General features: G+C 54.9%; 18 protein-coding genes and 2 pseudogenes. 10 read left to right on the forward strand and 10 right to left on the reverse strand.

All coding sequences use genetic code 11. The annotated features are described in order from the left end of the window. The coding region (locus tag PMI28_RS17935) for an NAD(P)/FAD-dependent oxidoreductase (protein WP_007985540.1) at nt 1-770 on the reverse strand (770 nt) is incomplete at its 3' end. A gap of 310 nt (nt 771-1,080) precedes the next feature. On the opposite strand from PMI28_RS17935, the gene PMI28_RS29095 reads away from it, so the two are divergent. Then, nucleotides 1,081-2,130, forward strand: coding sequence for a DUF3592 domain-containing protein (locus tag PMI28_RS29095; protein WP_007985542.1), 1,050 nt, complete (start codon nt 1,081-1,083; stop codon nt 2,128-2,130). 146 nt (nt 2,131-2,276) lie between these two features. Further along, nucleotides 2,277-2,915: pseudogene (locus PMI28_RS17930) on the forward strand (integrase); the annotation flags it as partial. A 33-nt stretch (nt 2,916-2,948) separates the two neighbouring features. On the opposite strand, the gene PMI28_RS17925 reads toward PMI28_RS17930, so the two are convergent. The 3 genes from PMI28_RS17925 to PMI28_RS17915 form a co-directional block, all read right to left on the reverse strand. Then, nucleotides 2,949-3,467, reverse strand: a complete 519-nt coding sequence (locus PMI28_RS17925; protein WP_007985547.1) for a hypothetical protein — start codon at nt 3,465-3,467, stop codon at nt 2,949-2,951. A 560-nt stretch (nt 3,468-4,027) separates the two neighbouring features. Next, the gene (locus PMI28_RS17920) at nt 4,028-4,582 is read right to left on the reverse strand and encodes a hypothetical protein (protein WP_007985549.1); all 555 of its coding nucleotides are present in this window, start codon (nt 4,580-4,582) and stop codon (nt 4,028-4,030) included. A 269-nt stretch (nt 4,583-4,851) separates the two neighbouring features. Next, complete coding sequence (locus PMI28_RS17915; protein ID WP_007985550.1) at nt 4,852-5,736, reverse strand: LysR family transcriptional regulator; 885 nt, start codon at nt 5,734-5,736, stop codon at nt 4,852-4,854. A 164-nt stretch (nt 5,737-5,900) separates the two neighbouring features. Here PMI28_RS17915 and PMI28_RS17910 point away from each other — a divergent pair, with 164 nt between their 5' ends. From PMI28_RS17910 to PMI28_RS17885, 6 genes are all read left to right on the forward strand, one after another. After that, the gene (locus PMI28_RS17910; protein ID WP_007985552.1) at nt 5,901-6,647 is read left to right on the forward strand and encodes an SDR family NAD(P)-dependent oxidoreductase; all 747 of its coding nucleotides are present in this window, start codon (nt 5,901-5,903) and stop codon (nt 6,645-6,647) included. Nucleotides 6,648-6,712: 65 nt separating this feature from the next. After that, nucleotides 6,713-7,561 (forward strand): alpha/beta fold hydrolase, encoded by an 849-nt coding sequence (locus PMI28_RS17905; protein WP_007985554.1) that lies wholly within the window; start codon nt 6,713-6,715, stop codon nt 7,559-7,561. Between the two features lie 58 nt (nt 7,562-7,619). Beyond that, the gene (locus tag PMI28_RS17900; protein ID WP_007985556.1) at nt 7,620-8,369 is read left to right on the forward strand and encodes an SDR family NAD(P)-dependent oxidoreductase; all 750 of its coding nucleotides are present in this window, start codon (nt 7,620-7,622) and stop codon (nt 8,367-8,369) included. A gap of 44 nt (nt 8,370-8,413) precedes the next feature. Beyond that, the gene (locus PMI28_RS17895) at nt 8,414-9,163 is read left to right on the forward strand and encodes an SDR family NAD(P)-dependent oxidoreductase (protein WP_007985557.1); all 750 of its coding nucleotides are present in this window, start codon (nt 8,414-8,416) and stop codon (nt 9,161-9,163) included. Nucleotides 9,164-9,244: 81 nt separating this feature from the next. Then, nucleotides 9,245-9,892, forward strand: a complete 648-nt coding sequence (locus PMI28_RS17890; protein ID WP_007985559.1) for a glutathione S-transferase family protein — start codon at nt 9,245-9,247, stop codon at nt 9,890-9,892. A 45-nt stretch (nt 9,893-9,937) separates the two neighbouring features. Beyond that, nucleotides 9,938-10,855 carry an alkene reductase gene (locus PMI28_RS17885; RefSeq protein WP_007985561.1) on the forward strand — a complete coding sequence of 306 codons (918 nt, stop codon included), beginning with the start codon at nt 9,938-9,940 and terminating at the stop codon, nt 10,853-10,855. A 160-nt stretch (nt 10,856-11,015) separates the two neighbouring features. On the opposite strand, the gene PMI28_RS17880 is transcribed toward PMI28_RS17885, so the two are convergent. Both PMI28_RS17880 and PMI28_RS17875 read right to left on the reverse strand, forming a co-directional pair. Then, on the reverse strand, nt 11,016-11,795 hold the full coding sequence (locus PMI28_RS17880) for an SDR family oxidoreductase (RefSeq protein ID WP_007985563.1): 780 nt from the start codon (nt 11,793-11,795) through the stop codon (nt 11,016-11,018). After that, nucleotides 11,795-12,121: a nuclear transport factor 2 family protein gene (locus tag PMI28_RS17875; protein ID WP_007985564.1), complete on the reverse strand. Its 327-nt coding sequence runs from the start codon at nt 12,119-12,121 to the stop codon at nt 11,795-11,797. The genes PMI28_RS17880 and PMI28_RS17875 overlap by 1 nt, the downstream gene beginning before the upstream one ends. A gap of 99 nt (nt 12,122-12,220) precedes the next feature. Between PMI28_RS17875 and PMI28_RS17870 the strand changes: the two genes are divergently transcribed. Next, entirely contained in the window at nt 12,221-12,562 is a 342-nt protein-coding gene (locus PMI28_RS17870; RefSeq protein WP_007985565.1) for a winged helix-turn-helix transcriptional regulator, read from the forward strand. A gap of 109 nt (nt 12,563-12,671) precedes the next feature. On the opposite strand, the gene PMI28_RS17865 is transcribed toward PMI28_RS17870, so the two are convergent. The 3 genes from PMI28_RS17865 to PMI28_RS17855 all read right to left on the reverse strand — a co-directional run bounded on the left by PMI28_RS17865 (nt 12,672) and on the right by PMI28_RS17855 (nt 13,953). Further along, a complete protein-coding gene (locus PMI28_RS17865; RefSeq protein ID WP_007985566.1) occupies nt 12,672-12,971 on the reverse strand; it encodes a MafI family immunity protein in 300 nt (99 codons plus the stop codon). A gap of 118 nt (nt 12,972-13,089) precedes the next feature. Next, a complete protein-coding gene (locus PMI28_RS17860; protein ID WP_007985567.1) occupies nt 13,090-13,551 on the reverse strand; it encodes a hypothetical protein in 462 nt (153 codons plus the stop codon). Between the two features lie 132 nt (nt 13,552-13,683). Next, complete coding sequence (locus PMI28_RS17855) at nt 13,684-13,953, reverse strand: hypothetical protein (RefSeq protein WP_007985568.1); 270 nt, start codon at nt 13,951-13,953, stop codon at nt 13,684-13,686. A 171-nt stretch (nt 13,954-14,124) separates the two neighbouring features. Here PMI28_RS17855 and PMI28_RS29545 point away from each other — a divergent pair. Beyond that, nucleotides 14,125-14,343: pseudogene (locus PMI28_RS29545) on the forward strand (transposase domain-containing protein); the annotation flags it as partial. Nucleotides 14,344-14,469: 126 nt separating this feature from the next. Here the strand turns inward: PMI28_RS29545 and PMI28_RS17850 are convergent. Next, entirely contained in the window at nt 14,470-14,859 is a 390-nt protein-coding gene (locus tag PMI28_RS17850) for a MerR family transcriptional regulator (RefSeq protein WP_007985569.1), read from the reverse strand. Nucleotides 14,860-14,884 lie beyond the last annotated feature (25 nt).

Genomic DNA, 14,884 nt, shown 5'->3' on the forward strand with positions numbered 1-14,884 from the left:
CCCAAATAATCTTCCGCCGCCAGCAACGTACCATCGGTGCTTTGCCTTACTTCCATTTGAGGGCTGGAGATGATGGTGTTCACGAGATTGGGTTGTGTCTTGTAGCGGATGAGTATTGCCGCAGAGGCCTCTATTGGCAGGGACATCTTTAACTTCTCAGTCAGCTTCGTGATGCCTGTCCCCGCTGCCAGTACGACAATGTCGGCATCGATGATGCCCGTTACGGTTTCGACTCCCGTCACCTTTGCGTTCTGAGTTGAAAAGCCAAGCACCCGAGTATGCGTAAGAACTTTCGCGCCATGATTCTGGGCTCCCGCGATCAAAGCGTGAGTTGCTTCCACTGCGTCCAGCGCGCCTTCTTCGGCTTCATACAAGGCATGCTGAGGGGGATTCTTAAGGTTCGGCTCAAGACCGAGTATCTGGAGGCGAGATACCAGGGTTGCCGAAGGCTGATTGCCTGAGGCTTGCAGCACTCTATCCAGGCTCGCGCTGTAAGACAGGGAGCCTGTCCATCGTACTTTCAGACCCGGCAGCTCGGTTTGGAGGCGGCGGTATTCCTGGGCGGCGGCGCTACGCAATTGCGCGATTGGATCGGGCCCGCTATGTGAGGTGTTGATCCATGCGAATGAGCTTCCGGTCACGCCGGACGCTATACCTTCAGCCTCGACCAAGATGACATTCGCGCCTTTGCCAGCCAGGTGATACGCCAAGGACGCGCCCACAATGCCTGCGCCAATGACAACAACTCGTTTGCCTGCGTTACCTTCCATAACAGCTTCCGTTCTGTTGACCTGATGAAAGTACTACATCCAGATGATCTCAGGGTTTGCGAATCTGGTCATCCATGGCTCCTTAGTGCCCCCGCTTCTGGCTGATTGCTGCCCGTCGGGAAGGGCTGCAAACCCAAAGCTGCCGCTGGGAACCGGCAGAAACCGGCCAGGAGCGGAAGCGCGGGAAGTTGCATTGCATTTGAGTATCTACGGACTAACCTCAGTGCATCATGACACCGCGCGCAGGGGGACTTGCCGCCAAGGTGTCATATCCCAACTGACCTCCATTTCACGTTGGCCAAGGAGCCTTATGAAGACCTTCTTGCTCTTGCTAAGGACGGCCCTGTTCGTTGTTTTATTTTCCTTTGGCTTGCTCTGTCTTCTCGTGTCTCTTTCCTCGTACAAGGAGGTGGACGAGACGAAGACTTGGCAGAAGTTGAATGCCACTGTCGCCACTGTCTCCATTTCTGAGGAGATGCGCAGTAAGGGTATGACCTATTGCCCTCTGGTTAACGTGACCTTTGAGTTGAACGGACAGCAATACACTTATCCGCTCGAAATATCGCAGCGGCCCTGCAGAACCAGCCTGGAGTCGGTTGAAAGATCAGTTGCAACATTAAGGGAAGGAAAAGTGATCGAAATTCTTGTCGACCCAGCAAAGCCGGGTAGAGTGAAGCCAGGTACTTACTCACTAGGTGGGGGTTTTTACCTCGGCGTTTTCTTGGGCACGCTAGCCTTTATCGGGGCCGTAGCTATCCTGGTGTTTCCTGCTAAGAAATCTGTCAAGTTGACGCAAGGAGAAAGCATTTCACATTCAACTTTGAGCAAGAAAGAAGTTCAGCAAAAAGTTCGCGAGCTACTCGCCGCCGGCACTGCAAAGTCGGAAGTTTTTTCACAACTCTCCGGGCGGGGTGTAAAAGACAGTCAACTTGCCTACTTTATAGCCTCGTATGCAGATCCAATTCGTTGTGACGAGCACGATCGCAAAGTCAATATTCTCATCACGATAATGCTCGCCCAGGCTTTGATTGCATTAATTCTGGGATTGGATATCGGCGCCAGGATGGGGCCAACGGCCAAATGGGTTATGGGTGTTTCAATGACCTTGATTCCCTTGTTTTTGGTATGGGGCTTCTACAACCATCGCGTCGGTGCCTACAACGCGTACATACTCCTTGTACTTCCCCAATTCCCAAGATCGCTTGCGGGGTTTACATCGAGTCCGGCAACAACCGCTATCGCATTAGCTATAAGTATCGCTATCTTGGTTTTTGTTTGGTACGTCCGAGGAAAAATCTTTCCAGACTTCGTCTTCGTCACCCCCAGGAAAATCAAAGGCAAGTACTTATTTTCGAGCTGACCCATCATGCCGCCGGACCTGCCCGAACGGCTGTCCAGGCCTGTGAGTTCAATCGTTAGCGAAGACTGCTTCGGGTCGATTTCAGCCGGCTCCAGCAGGCAGCTTTTGGCGGATTTCTGCCTGTTGCCACCGTCAGCTTTGGATTGAACCCCGCCCTTGGTGTCTAAGCACCTGTCGAGCAAAAACAACACCGCCTGCCGAACCATAAAGTCATAGGCGTCCTCATCGACCGGGCAATTGTCCGGGGCCTACTTGCACGCAATGAGAAAGGCGGCTGCCCTGAGTACCTCGGCTATGTCATGGAATTGGCCTACCTATGCAGGCTGCGCGGTATCGAAGTCGTTACCCTGACCGACGAAAACGAGTTGGAGAGCGGGATTCTGACCAACCGCCGAAAGGGTAGTCGGGACAACATTGTTCGCTGGACACCACGACTGCGCAAAGCTTGGGATAACGCAAAGGCGTATCGAGCCAAGGTGTGGACCAATTGCAAAACACCGATTCCGATTGCGCCGTCACGTCGAAACATCATCGTGGCCAGCCATGGCGGCCCGCTTCGCAAGTCGAGTCTGGATACGGCCTGGCAACGCTTCATTACTCTTGCTCTAGCCGATGACATCATTACACCGGAGCAGCGGTTTGCCCTTCACGATCTGAAACGACGTGGCATAACCGACACGGTCGGCACTCGGGCGGATAAACAGGAGGCCAGTGGTCACCGTGACCCGAAGATGATGGACGTCTACGACCACAGTATTCCAGTAGTTTCTCCGTCTGCCGACTGAGATGCATAACTTCAGCGGCAGACGCGACCCAGGTTATTCTTTTAACACCTGTCGCTTTCTTTTTATAAGATAAGCCACTAAAGATACAAAAAACAAAACAGCTACCGTGTAAACCATTATTTTCAAAGCGGAAACACTGGCACGATATACCTTCATTTCGCACTCATATTTACCGACACAGTTCGAGACACAGAACTCAATCCCGTCAATCTTGCATGAAACAACTTGCCGATTATAGTGCTGCACAATAATTTTTCGCCCAATACTTGAAGAGAATCCACTTTTAACTTCTGTGTAACCTGAAGTAATGTGAAATTTCTTCAAGCTTCCATCGCTACGTTCTTTTATGACAAATGATGTTCCTCTCTGGGTACTGGCTGCGATTGCAATAAATTTACCTTCCGTGGTTAACAACTCTCCCTCAGTATAAATAGGCGTATCGGTAACAGCAAAAATATAGAACCCAAAATAAAACAAAAACGCCAGGAACAAAAAAATAGTCAACCGCAACAATTTTTTTGGCTCAAACAAATTCTCCTTTAAGATACCCATGCAAATACTCTCTCCAGAGTTCAAATATTTTCATATTATGAAAAATAGTCGCAGATGATATATTTATTTTTTCACGAAAAACCCTCTGCTTTCCCATAGCGTAGCCATTGTTATTGGCATATCAAATCGCCACTGCTTCGGTTGGGGTTAAGTTGACCGACGGTAAGAATCCGCTTTACGCACTGATTGCTATCAGCGATCAGCCACGAATCCTGATATACGTTCGTATGTCTGCTATTGGCTGTGGATTCAACCGGTCGACGCAACAGATTGGCTAAATCGTTCAGCGGGCGTTTCGTAGTTTAGTGTTTTTCTCTGGCCGATGTCGCGCTTGCCGCGACCACCTCTAAGCTAGGCAAGGACTTACAGGACGACAAGGAAGGTTATCAGACACGCCATCGCGACTAGAAGCGCGATATGGCATGTCGCCTAATAAGTAGTGAGGGGCTGGTTTTAGCCGGTCCCAGTGAGCGAAGTGAACGATTTGAACCGCTTGTTATGCATGCTTGGATTCTATGGGTAATAGAGCTGTTGTGGTTGAACATTTAATCATTGATTTGTTATTGGCTGGTGGTGTTGTTTTTAATTATTGCAGTAGAATGGATTTCGATTGTGGAGCACTTAATTGAGTTTTTGGTTAAGAAATTTACAGCTTGTGTGTGCTCTTTTAAAGATAAAGCTTCGGTGGCTTGGCGTTGAATTTCCTTGTTCAGATTTTTTGCTAGTGTTTCATATGAAGAACTGAGCTGGTGTGATAAGGCGTAATGCATGCTGAATTTCGATTCATATTCTTTCTTGGCTTCTGGCTTAATCAGTACTTGTGCAGCCGCATAAAACGCAGCGCAGTTTATGTTCGCCATTGCTAGAGGTTCAAGACTCAAGCCTGTTTGATCCGCTGATGCGTTGTAAGGAACTATGAAAAATGAAATTAAAATTATCTTCAGATGCTTGCGCTTCATGTCTTTGGATTCGGCATAACTACTATTAGGCGACATTGCTGTCGCGTTTAAACACGACAACAATGTCTTATAACGTTCCTTGTCGTCCTGTAAGCCCTTGTCTAGCTTGGAGGGAGTCGCAGTAAACGCGACATCCCCCAGGGAGAAAAGCGACATGGATGACGGCAAGCTCAACTGCGGTAAAGATTCAGCGCAGCATCTCGACGATATCAATTTGCCACTAGTCTGTCCACCGACTGCTTTTGGCCGATCGCTGCCTGCTTACGCGTTACACCGCTGTACGTTTTCGGACTACTTAAAGGCGTTCGAAAAAGTCTGGTGTCATACCGGTCCGCTCACAAGGCCTGACAAAACTAGATATGAAGACGAATGCGAGCGGGTGGCCAGAACGAATCCAACATGTCTTGCCTTTGTTTCTACAGCTTTCACTTCGATGCCATCAGTTCGCCGAGCCGCGACAGAAACAGCTTGAGAATCGGTGAGGTGTTCGACTTGCTGTAGCCCACCGCTAAATCGATCATCGGTGCCTCGCCTTCTAGCGGACGGCTGACGACAGACCACGGCAGCAAATTCCTGGCATAGGCGGGCATCAACGCCAGACCGCGGGTGGAGGCGACCAAGGACATGGCCATCGCCAAATTGTCCACCCCGTGATCCAGTTTGATGTCGAGCCCCGAGCGACGGAGATAGTCTTCGGTGACTGCACGCAGCACCGTGGCCTTGTTCGAGCCGCCGATGAAAATCTCGCCCACTAAATCTTGCGGGCGCACTGCTTCGCGCGCGGTGAGGCGATGGTCGCTGGGCATCAGGACGATGAGTGGCTCCCGGTCCACCACGTGGTACTCGAGGTCGTAGTCCGGTTCTACGCGCAGGAAGGCCAGGTCCAGCCGGCCGCGGACGAGCGCTTCGGCGAGGTCCGGTGAATAGTCGCTGGAGACCATGACCTGGATGTTCTTCATTTCGTCGCGCAGCACGTGCATCGCTCGCGGCAACCAGTTCATCTCGTGCCCGGTCTGGAAGCCGATGGAGAATGTCTTCCTTGTCGGCTGCGCCGCCCTGCGTGCCGTTTCGACCGCAGCATCGACCTGCATCAGCGCCAGGCGGGCGTGGTCGAGAAAGGCTTTGCCCGCAGCGGTCAGTTCGACGCCATGAACGCTGCGCGACAGCAACTCGACCCCGACATGATTTTCCAGATCCCGAATCTGCCGGCTTAACGAAGGCTGCGAGGTGTGCAGTCGTTTCTCGGCTGCTTCCGTCAGGCTACCCGTCTCGGCGACGGCAATGAAATATCGAAGATGTCGCAGTTCCATGGTGCTCCCATGCCTGTCAGGTATGCCCACAGCTTACAAAGTCTTTTTCAACTTCGCCATAAGCCCCTAGCTTGTTGCCTATGGCGGCGACGGGGGATTTCTCCCAGCGCCGAAGCCATTCGGCAATCTATACGCCGCAAGTCATACCTTGCAGGAGCTTAAAAATGAACAAGCCCGTTATTCTGATCACCGGAGCCCTCACCGGCATCGGCCGCGCCACTGCCGTCGCCTTCGCCAGGAAAGGTGCGAAGGTGGTTGTTACCGGTCGACGCGACGAAGCCGGCAAGGCACTCGTTGAGGAGTTGCGCTCTTTCGGCTCGGAGGCCGAATTCATCAACGCCGACGTCCGCAACGAAGATGACGTCCGCAATATGGTCGACAAGACCGTTGAGCGGTTTGGGCGTCTCGATGTCGCTGTGAACAACGCCGCCACTGAAGGTGCGGTCGGCCCGATCACGGACCAGACCGCGCAAAGCGTTGCCTTGACGTTCGATACGAACGTTCTCGGCGTGGTCCTGAGCATGAAGCACGAGGTGCGTGTCATGCAGGCCCAGGGGAGCGGCAGCATCATCAATATTTCCTCGACCTACGGGCACAAGGGCGCGGCCTATGCCTCGATCTATGTGGGCGCCAAGCACGCTGTCGAAGGCATCACCAAGTCGGTGGCGCTCGAACTCGCCGCGTCGGGCATTCGGGTGAATGCGGTCTCGCCGGGCCCAACGGACACCGGCATGCTCACCCGCTTCACCGGCACGCAGGAGAACAAAGCGGCCTTGGTGGCGCAGGTTCCGCTGGGCCGACTCGGCCTCTCTGAGGACCTTGCCAACGCGATTGTCTTCATCGCATCGGACGAAGCTTCATTCATCACCGGCCATGTCCTCAATGTCGACGGCGGTCATACCGCTAACTGATCCTGCCCGGGTGCGCAGATTTGCTCGGCACCCGGTTAAGGGGAGCATCACCAGAGGGAATCTCAATGACTCAGCACAATCATCAGAGCGCGCCGACGCAGTTCGTGGACGCAGCGGGTATTCGGTTCGCATACCGACGCTTCGGCAAATCGGGTGGGGTTCCACTCGTCCTCAATATGCATTTCACCGGCACGATGGATCACTGGGATCCTGCGGTGACGGACGGATTGGCGCACGACCGTGAAGTCATTCTGTTTAACAACGCCGGTATCTCCAGCAGTTCGGGGGAGGTGCCGAACTCAATTGATGAAATGGCCGCCAACGCCGCGGTCTTCATCAGGGCGCTCGGCCTCACACAGGTGGACGTACTTGGCTTTTCGCTCGGCGGCCTGGTCGCGCAGGAACTGGCGCTAGCCGAACCTGCGCTCGTACGGCGGCTGATCCTGGTGGGGACCGGACCGCGCAGCGGTGAAGGTATGGCCTCGCTGACGCCCGAAGCACAGGAGATCTTCGGTGCGACCTACGAAGAGCCTGATCACTTGTGGCTCAGGGTGTTCTTCACCCCGTCCCAAGCCAGCCAAGCGGCAGGCCATGCTTATCTCAAACGCTTTCGACAACGCACAGTGGATCGCGATCCAGACGTTAGCGACAAGGTCGGACCTGCGCAGATCGAGGCGTTGACCAAGTGGGGCGCAACACGCGAGAACCCCTTCGATTACCTGAAGGCGATCAAGCAGCCAACGCTGGTCGTCAATGGTGACAACGACGTGATCATCTATTCGGTGAACTCTTCGATCTTGCAGCGGCATCTGCCGAACGCACAACTGATCCTCTACCCGGATGCCAGCCACGGTTCGCAGTATCAATACCCCGAGCGCTTTGTCGGCCACGCGTCCCTGTTCCTTTCTGAATAGACCAGGCACGCCTGTATCTGGCACCGGGATTCCGGATCAAGACCAAGGGATGCTTATCATGACCAACCTCTACGGCAAGACGGCACTCGTCACCGGTGCTTCCCGCGGCATTGGCCGTGCCAGCGCACTTGCGCTGGCACAAGCCGGAGCACAAGTGCTCGTCCACTACGGTCGCGGAGAGAAGGAGGCGACAGCAGTGGTCGCCGAAATCCGCAATGCGGGCGGGAAGGCAGAGAAGATCGCCGCCGACATGGGCGCAGCGGACGGGCCGCATTTGCTGGCCGAGCGTGTGCGCGCCATCATCGGTGGTCGATTGGACATCCTCGTCGCCAATGCGGGTATTTCGAAGGCCGACACGATCGAGAAAACCACCGTCAAGGACTTCGACGATCTCTTTGCGGTGAACGTGCGCGCCCCGTATTTCCTGGTGCAGCAGTTGCTACCCGCTCTGTGCAAGGGCAGCAGCGTCGTTCTCCTTTCATCGCGTGCAGCAGCGCACACCGGCGTCGGGACGCTGTCCGCCTATGCAGCCACCAAGGGCGCCATCGATACCCTGGTCAAGCACTTCGCATCGGAACTCGGCGGGCGTGGCATCCGTGTCAATGCCGTGGCACCGGGCGTGGTTCTAACCGAGATGTCCAGTTTCGCCAAAACCGATGCGGGGCGGGACTTCACCCTGAGCATCCAGGCGCTTAAGCGTATGGCCCAGCCCGATGACATCGCTGCGGCCGTTGTCTTCCTCGCTTCCGATGACGCCCGTTGGATCACCGGCGACACCCTGCACGTCGATGGCGGCACAAAGCTCTGAACGATGGTTCTTCGAGCTACGAGTACCTAACCAGGATTAAGCAAATGTCTACTCAATCTGTTGTTCTCATCACAGGCGCACTGACCGGCATAGGTCGGGCGACCGCGATCGCCTTCGCTAATGAAGGTGCCAAAGTTGTCGTTTCCGGACGCCGTGAAGAAGAGGGTCAGAAACTGGCGGCCGAACTCCATGCACTCGGCGCCGAAGCGGAATTTCTGATATCTGACGTGCGTCATGAAGATGAGGTTCGCAATCTGATCGAAGCAACAGTCGAACGCTTCGGCCGGCTGGACATTGCGGTTAACGCCGCGGGGACAGAGGGGCAGTCCATCGCCGTAACGGAGGTGACGCCCGAGAACTATGCGGCAACGTTTGATACCAATGTGCTCGGCACGTTCCTCAGCGTGAAACACGAGATGCGGGTGATGTTGGCGCAGGGTAACGGCAGCATCATCAACATTTCGTCAACGATGGGCGAACGTGGTGGAGCGAATTTATCCCTCTATACCGCCAGCAAGCATGCCGTGGAAGGTCTGACCAAGTCTGCTGCTCTTGAGGGTGCGGCCTCCGGTGTGCGGGTCAATGCAATTGCCCCTGGACCGGTTCAGACAGCGATGCTCGACCGGCTAACCGGTACGGCCGAGCGCAAAGCCGCTTTCCTGATGAGTGTTCCACTCAAGCGTGCCGGAGCCCCGGAAGAGATTGCCGACGCCATTGTGTTTATCGCATCCGGTAAGGCGACCTTCATTACCGGCCAAATCATTCGAGTCAACGGCGGCAAGACCGCTTCATGAACTGTGCCCGTCATCAGGTTGGCTGCGGCCCGAAGCGTTGACATTGTTCTACCTCTGAGTTCTCACAAAGGAAATCAAGCCATGACCGCCAATACACTCAAACTCTATCAATCCGCGGGCTCGCCCAACTCGCGGCGCGTGCGCATTTTTCTCGCCGAGAAGGGCTTGTCGATTCCGCTCGTCCCGGTAGATCTGGGCCAAGGTGAACAGCATTCCGAGGAGTACCGTGCGATCAACCCGCGCCGGGTCGTTCCGACCCTGGTGCTCGAAGACGGCACCACCATCGGTGAGGTGCCTGCCATCATCCGATACCTTGAAGAGGCCTATCCGCAAACGCCATTGCTCGGCGAGACCGCAAAGGAAAAGGCCCTGGTCGCGATGTGGGAGCGGCGCGCCGAACTGGAAGGTTTCGCGACCGTCATGGAGGCCATCCGCAATGCCGCACCGGGCCTCAAGGGGCGCGCGATTGCAGGCCCCTATGACTACGAGCAGATCCCGGAACTGGCCGAGCGCAGCAAACTGCGGGTGAAGAACTTCTTCGCCGACCTTGATGCCCGTTTGGCTGGGGTTCCGTTCGTGGCGGGTGATCGCTTCTCCGTGGCCGATATCACGGCCTTGGTCACCGTGGATTTTGCGGCTAAAGCGATCGACTTCCCCGTACCGGAGGAACACATCGCCCTGAAGCGCTGGTACGACCAGGTTTCAAAGCGCGCGGGCGCGTCGGCCTGATTGAACAGCTTGGCGCATTGGTGCCGGGCGATGGAGATTGTTGTCATGACTACTGCACGTGAACTCTTCGAAGCCCTTCGCCTTGGTGCGATCGACCTTACTCATCGAATTGTCCATGCCCCTACGACGCGATTACGCGCCGAGACGGATGAAAGCCCCAGTGCAATGATGATTGAGTACTATCGCCAGCGTGCTTCAAAAGGCGGCTTGCAGATTACCGAAAGCGCCCACCCTTCCCAGGACAGTCGTGGCTACCTTGGCGCCCCGGGCATTTACACCCAGGCACACGTTGATGCCTGGCGTAAAATCACTGATGCGGTTCACGCCAAAGGCAGTCAGATTGTCATGCAAATCGCTCACTGTGGTCGTCATTCCCATGTCAGCCTCAGCGGAGGTAGAGCGCCCATCGCGCCCTCTGTGGTGCCATTTGAAACCCAGGTGCTGACCCAGGATGGCTGGATGCCGAACTCACCTCATCGGGCGATCGAACTTTGGGAGATTCCGGTATTGGTGGAGTCCTTCCGTATAGCCGCCGTGCGGGCAAAGGAAGCAGGGTTTGATGGTGTGGAGTTGCACAATGCCAATGGCTATCTCGTTGACACCTTCCTTCAGGATGGAACCAACAAACGCACCGATGCCTATGGAGGGAGCCTGGAAAATCGCGCCCGGTTTTCTCTCGAAATACTGGAAGCGATGATCTCGGTGTGGGGCCCTGGCAGGGTTGGTGTCCGGGTCTCGCCAAGCGGGCAGTGGGGGAATATTTCGGACAGTAACCCTGAAGCGACTTTTGGCTATTTCGCCGCGCGGCTCAATGAGTATGAACTGGCTTACCTGCACATCATCGAGCCGCGCATCAAGGGCGCGGAGGTGTCCCAGCGACCGGTGGCAGTCGCCACGCTACGTAATATCTTCCGCGGACCGATCATAGAAAATGACTATCTCGCTTTTCCATTCGCAAACTGATGGTTGACATGCTGGGGCCGGAGTTGTCAGCGGTGAAGTACGTATCACTTTTTTCACTTCCCCTCTATGTCAGGCTGGTTTTCGCTTCATTCATACGGGTGGCTACAAGATAGTGCGGGGCACGCTCACTGCCTTACTTCATGCTAACTAAAGGACGGCATCACACTGTGGGAACCGTTCCACCATCGATGACGTATTCAGTACCAGTAATGGAGCTTGCAAGCGGCGAGACGAGGAAGGCGATGAGATCGGCAACTTCCCTTGGTTTAGCGGGACGTCCGATCGGGATGCCTCCCAGTGAGCCCATTACGGCTTGGCGGCCACCCTCATAATCTGTGCCGCTCTGCCTTGCAATCTCCTCTACAAAGGCGACTGATGCCTGCGTCTCCACCCATCCCGGTGAAACCCTGACTACGCGCACGCCCTTGGGGCTGACCTCTTTGGAAAGGCCCTTGCTGTAGTTCGAGAGCGCGGCCTTGGCAGCGGCATACGCCAGGGTGGATTCAGGTAGCGGCAGCTGATTCTGGATAGAAGTGACATGGATGATGACGCCCGAACCCTGCTTGAGCAGCATGGGCAGTAGTGCTCGGTCGAGGCGAACTGCCGAGAGCAGGTTCAGGTTCAGAGCCCGCTGCCATTCCTGGTCGTCGAGCACCGCATAGCCACCGGCGGGAGCCGATGAGCCGCCAGCGACATGAACGATGATATCGAGCCCGCCGAGACGATCATGGACGGCATCGAAGACGCTGGCACAACCCTCGGTGGTGGTGATGTCCGCCGCGACGAAGAGGTCCTCGGGAAGGTGCTCGGGACGCGAGCGCGCAGCTGTCAGGACTTTTGCGCCAGCCTCGCGAAGTCGGGAGACGACGGCTTCTCCAATGCCTTTGGTTCCGCCGGTGACCAGCGCCCGGAGGTCTTCGAGTTCCAGTGCGATGCTCATCAGCGAATCTCCAGGGATGCGATTTTGTCGTCGACGAGTACAACGGTGTAAGAGAGCTCGACAGGGCTGCCAGGGAAGTTCCCCGTAAGCCGAGCGAGCAGGGTGACGGTCTGTCCCTCCTGCGAGCTGCTCAATGGTTCGATGCTGTATTGATACTTGGCCTGCGAGGCTTGCTTCCAGGACTTGATGGCCTCCAACCCCTTGTACGTCTGGCCTTCGTCGCGCACGGTGGCATCTTTGGCGAAGCAGCGCTCCAACACCTCAGTGTCAGTAATCTTTTCGGCCGCGAGGTAGCTGGCGAGCGGTTCAGGCAATTCGATTTTCATGGCGATTTCACCTCACTGATGTAAGGATTTCTTCATCCACATGTTCGCTTTCGGCCATACCCGATGGCAAGAACCCACGAAAAAGTAAGCTAGGGAAATATGAGAAAAATCTATACGCCCTCTACTGCGGCTAGCGAAGTAGAAGCAGTGTTCAAACAACTCGAAGGACGTTGGAAGCTGGTGATCCTGTTCCACCTCTTTGGTGGCCAGGTGCAACGCTTTTCCGAGCTGGAAAAGCTAATCCCCGAGATATCCCAGAAAATGCTCGCCCAGCAGTTACGCCAGTTGGAAGCGGATGGCATCGTGCATCGCACCGCCTATCCGCAAGTACCACCTAAGGTGGAGTACCGCATGACAGAGTGGGGTCAGGCGCTGTGTCCGGCATTGGATGCACTATTGCAATGGGCGGAACTTCGGGAGACGCTCAATCCAGATGCTTGAGCCCCCGAGGTTTCGCAGCCTCACATGAGAGGCTGCTATTGGCCGAATCTTGCCTGTCATGAGGGGCAGAAAGCGGCCCAAAGCTGACCTTCAGGTGGGTAAATTTTTGTCACCTCGTGAATGGCATCTTCAAGGACTTTGCGATCCGAGCTAAAATTTTTATGCATTTTTCAGAAACAACGAGCGGTGGTTCGTTAATCATGTAAAGCAGGTGTTCGAACGCTACTCCAGCCTCGTTGTGATCGACATAATCCAGAACTATTTCACCACCATTCTCTAAACCTGCCTGAGCTAATGCATGGTCTTCCGGTACAGGGCCGAGCTGGTCGTATGCAATGGACATCAGCGTCGAGATTTCCTCAAGTGCCTCAACGAAATCGGCCCTCAAGTCGTTGTTAAGGTGGCTCATAACAAACATTCCTTCGATTAAGGTGACCTGCGTTCCGTTCCCGTCTGGTCGATTGTTGCCCAAGACCTGGTCTTTGCGCACGCGCTTGGGAAGCTAAGGTCGACTGTCCGCTCTTGGGTCACGCTTTACCCATTTCCTCGTACGAAGCATCGACGAACGTGATGTGCTCATCCCAAGCAGCTTCAGCTAGATCCCGGATAATTTCAGCGAGCGTCTCAACATCCCCCCCCTGAGCTTCGATGCAGGCCAAGCGTCCGGGCGACCAGTCGACGACGGAACACTGTGGATACTTCCTTAGCAGTGCGGACAGCGCTTCCTGAGGAGGCTCTTTGTGGGTATACATGAAGTCAAAGTACGGGGCACTGGCATTCTGAAGCGGGTACACCAGAGCCCAGGCATTTGATGGGCCGGGAAAGCAAATATGGACATTACGATGCGCCCATTCCGGCCCACTGTGTTTGATGTGGCGAAGTACTTCGATGATCGAATGACAATCGGCTATTCGGATCATGCGATCAGGGTCAAACGTCCAGCCAGGCCCAGGCTGGGTTGCTGCGTTACTGGTCAGAGGTGCAGTCATTCTTGTTTTTCTCTTCATCGCATTACCTTAGGTTCGAACGTCTGCTCTTGGCCGTTCTCTGCCAGTCGCGTGAGACAGAAAGCGACCCAATATAGATAGTCCGTGTCGAACGCAACAAACCGTTGGGATGAATTACTCCCCGGATTGCAAGCGCTCGATAGCTTCGAGAAGCTGGCCGTCGAAGTACTCGGTTTCATCTCGTTCCTGGTCTTTCATGCGGCGCTTCGCCTCGATGAGCAGGTGTTTGGTCGCGATGTTCTGATTCAAAAAAGTAGCGACCATAAGATCATTCAAACTCTCTAGAGGTGTGTCCCATGCCTCCCTGCAACGCTGAATTAGTCCTGTGGGGGCATCCCCACTCCATGGACCTAAAATATCCGAGACTGCCAGGGTGGAGGTCATGAGCCTGCCTTTGAGAGAAATTAATGGGCTGGTAATTTCGCACGCTCGGAAGATTGATGAATAGCGAAATCGAATGCCCGCTTCTGGCCGTTTTCTGCCTGTCCCGAAGGGCAGAAGTCCCAAAGCAGACATCATGTGTCTAGCAAATCCGGAGCAATTCACTGATGTGGAAATCAAATCCGGCCATGGGTTTTCGGGCGTTCAAACTGGCTATTCGCGGGCTCCTTACGCAGTGGCAAACGAGCGGTTGCGATTATGGGTTTGAACCAGTCGGCACGGTTTAACGGCCATGTTCCGTATGCGTATTTAAAGGGCGTGCTCACGCGACTGCCGATGCAGCGGCCGAGCGAGATTATCGAGTTGCTGCCGCATAGATGGGCGCCCGTTTAACCACACAAGGTCTTTTGGGCGGACGCTTACTGTCCAGGGCCCGGCCACAAGGTTTTAGAAAATGCGTAAGCGATGGGCTTGAAACTGAAGGCAGGCTGCAACTTCCGTTTCCCAGGTGCTGACAGTTCAGTTGGAAGAGTTGTTCAGCTGCTGAAGCTCAAGTTGCCTGGCAGCACTGGCTTCGAGGGTTGCACGCTCTTCATCCAGATACCGATAAATGCTTTGGAGGTTGGCGATTTTCTGTTTGATCTCTGCCATCTTCTTTTCAATTAGCTTAGCGCCGTCAGCACAATCGATCAGCTTGTTCCGCTGCGCATCCAGAATCTCGCCTATTTCCCCCAGGGAAAACCCCATGCTTTGCGCGCGCTGGATAAAGTCCAGATCCTGCAGAGTTTGCTCTGTGTAAACGCGATAGTTGTTAGTTTGCCGCAGCGGTGAGATCAGGCCTATTTGCTCGTAGTAACGCAGCGTATGACGGCTGGCGCCGCTGCGGGCCTCGAGTTCGCCGATTTTCATGAAAACACCGCTTGACTATAGAGTT

Origin of the sequence: Pseudomonas sp. GM48 (assembly GCF_000282335.1) — a bacterium.
Lineage (GTDB): Bacteria > Pseudomonadota > Gammaproteobacteria > Pseudomonadales > Pseudomonadaceae > Aquipseudomonas.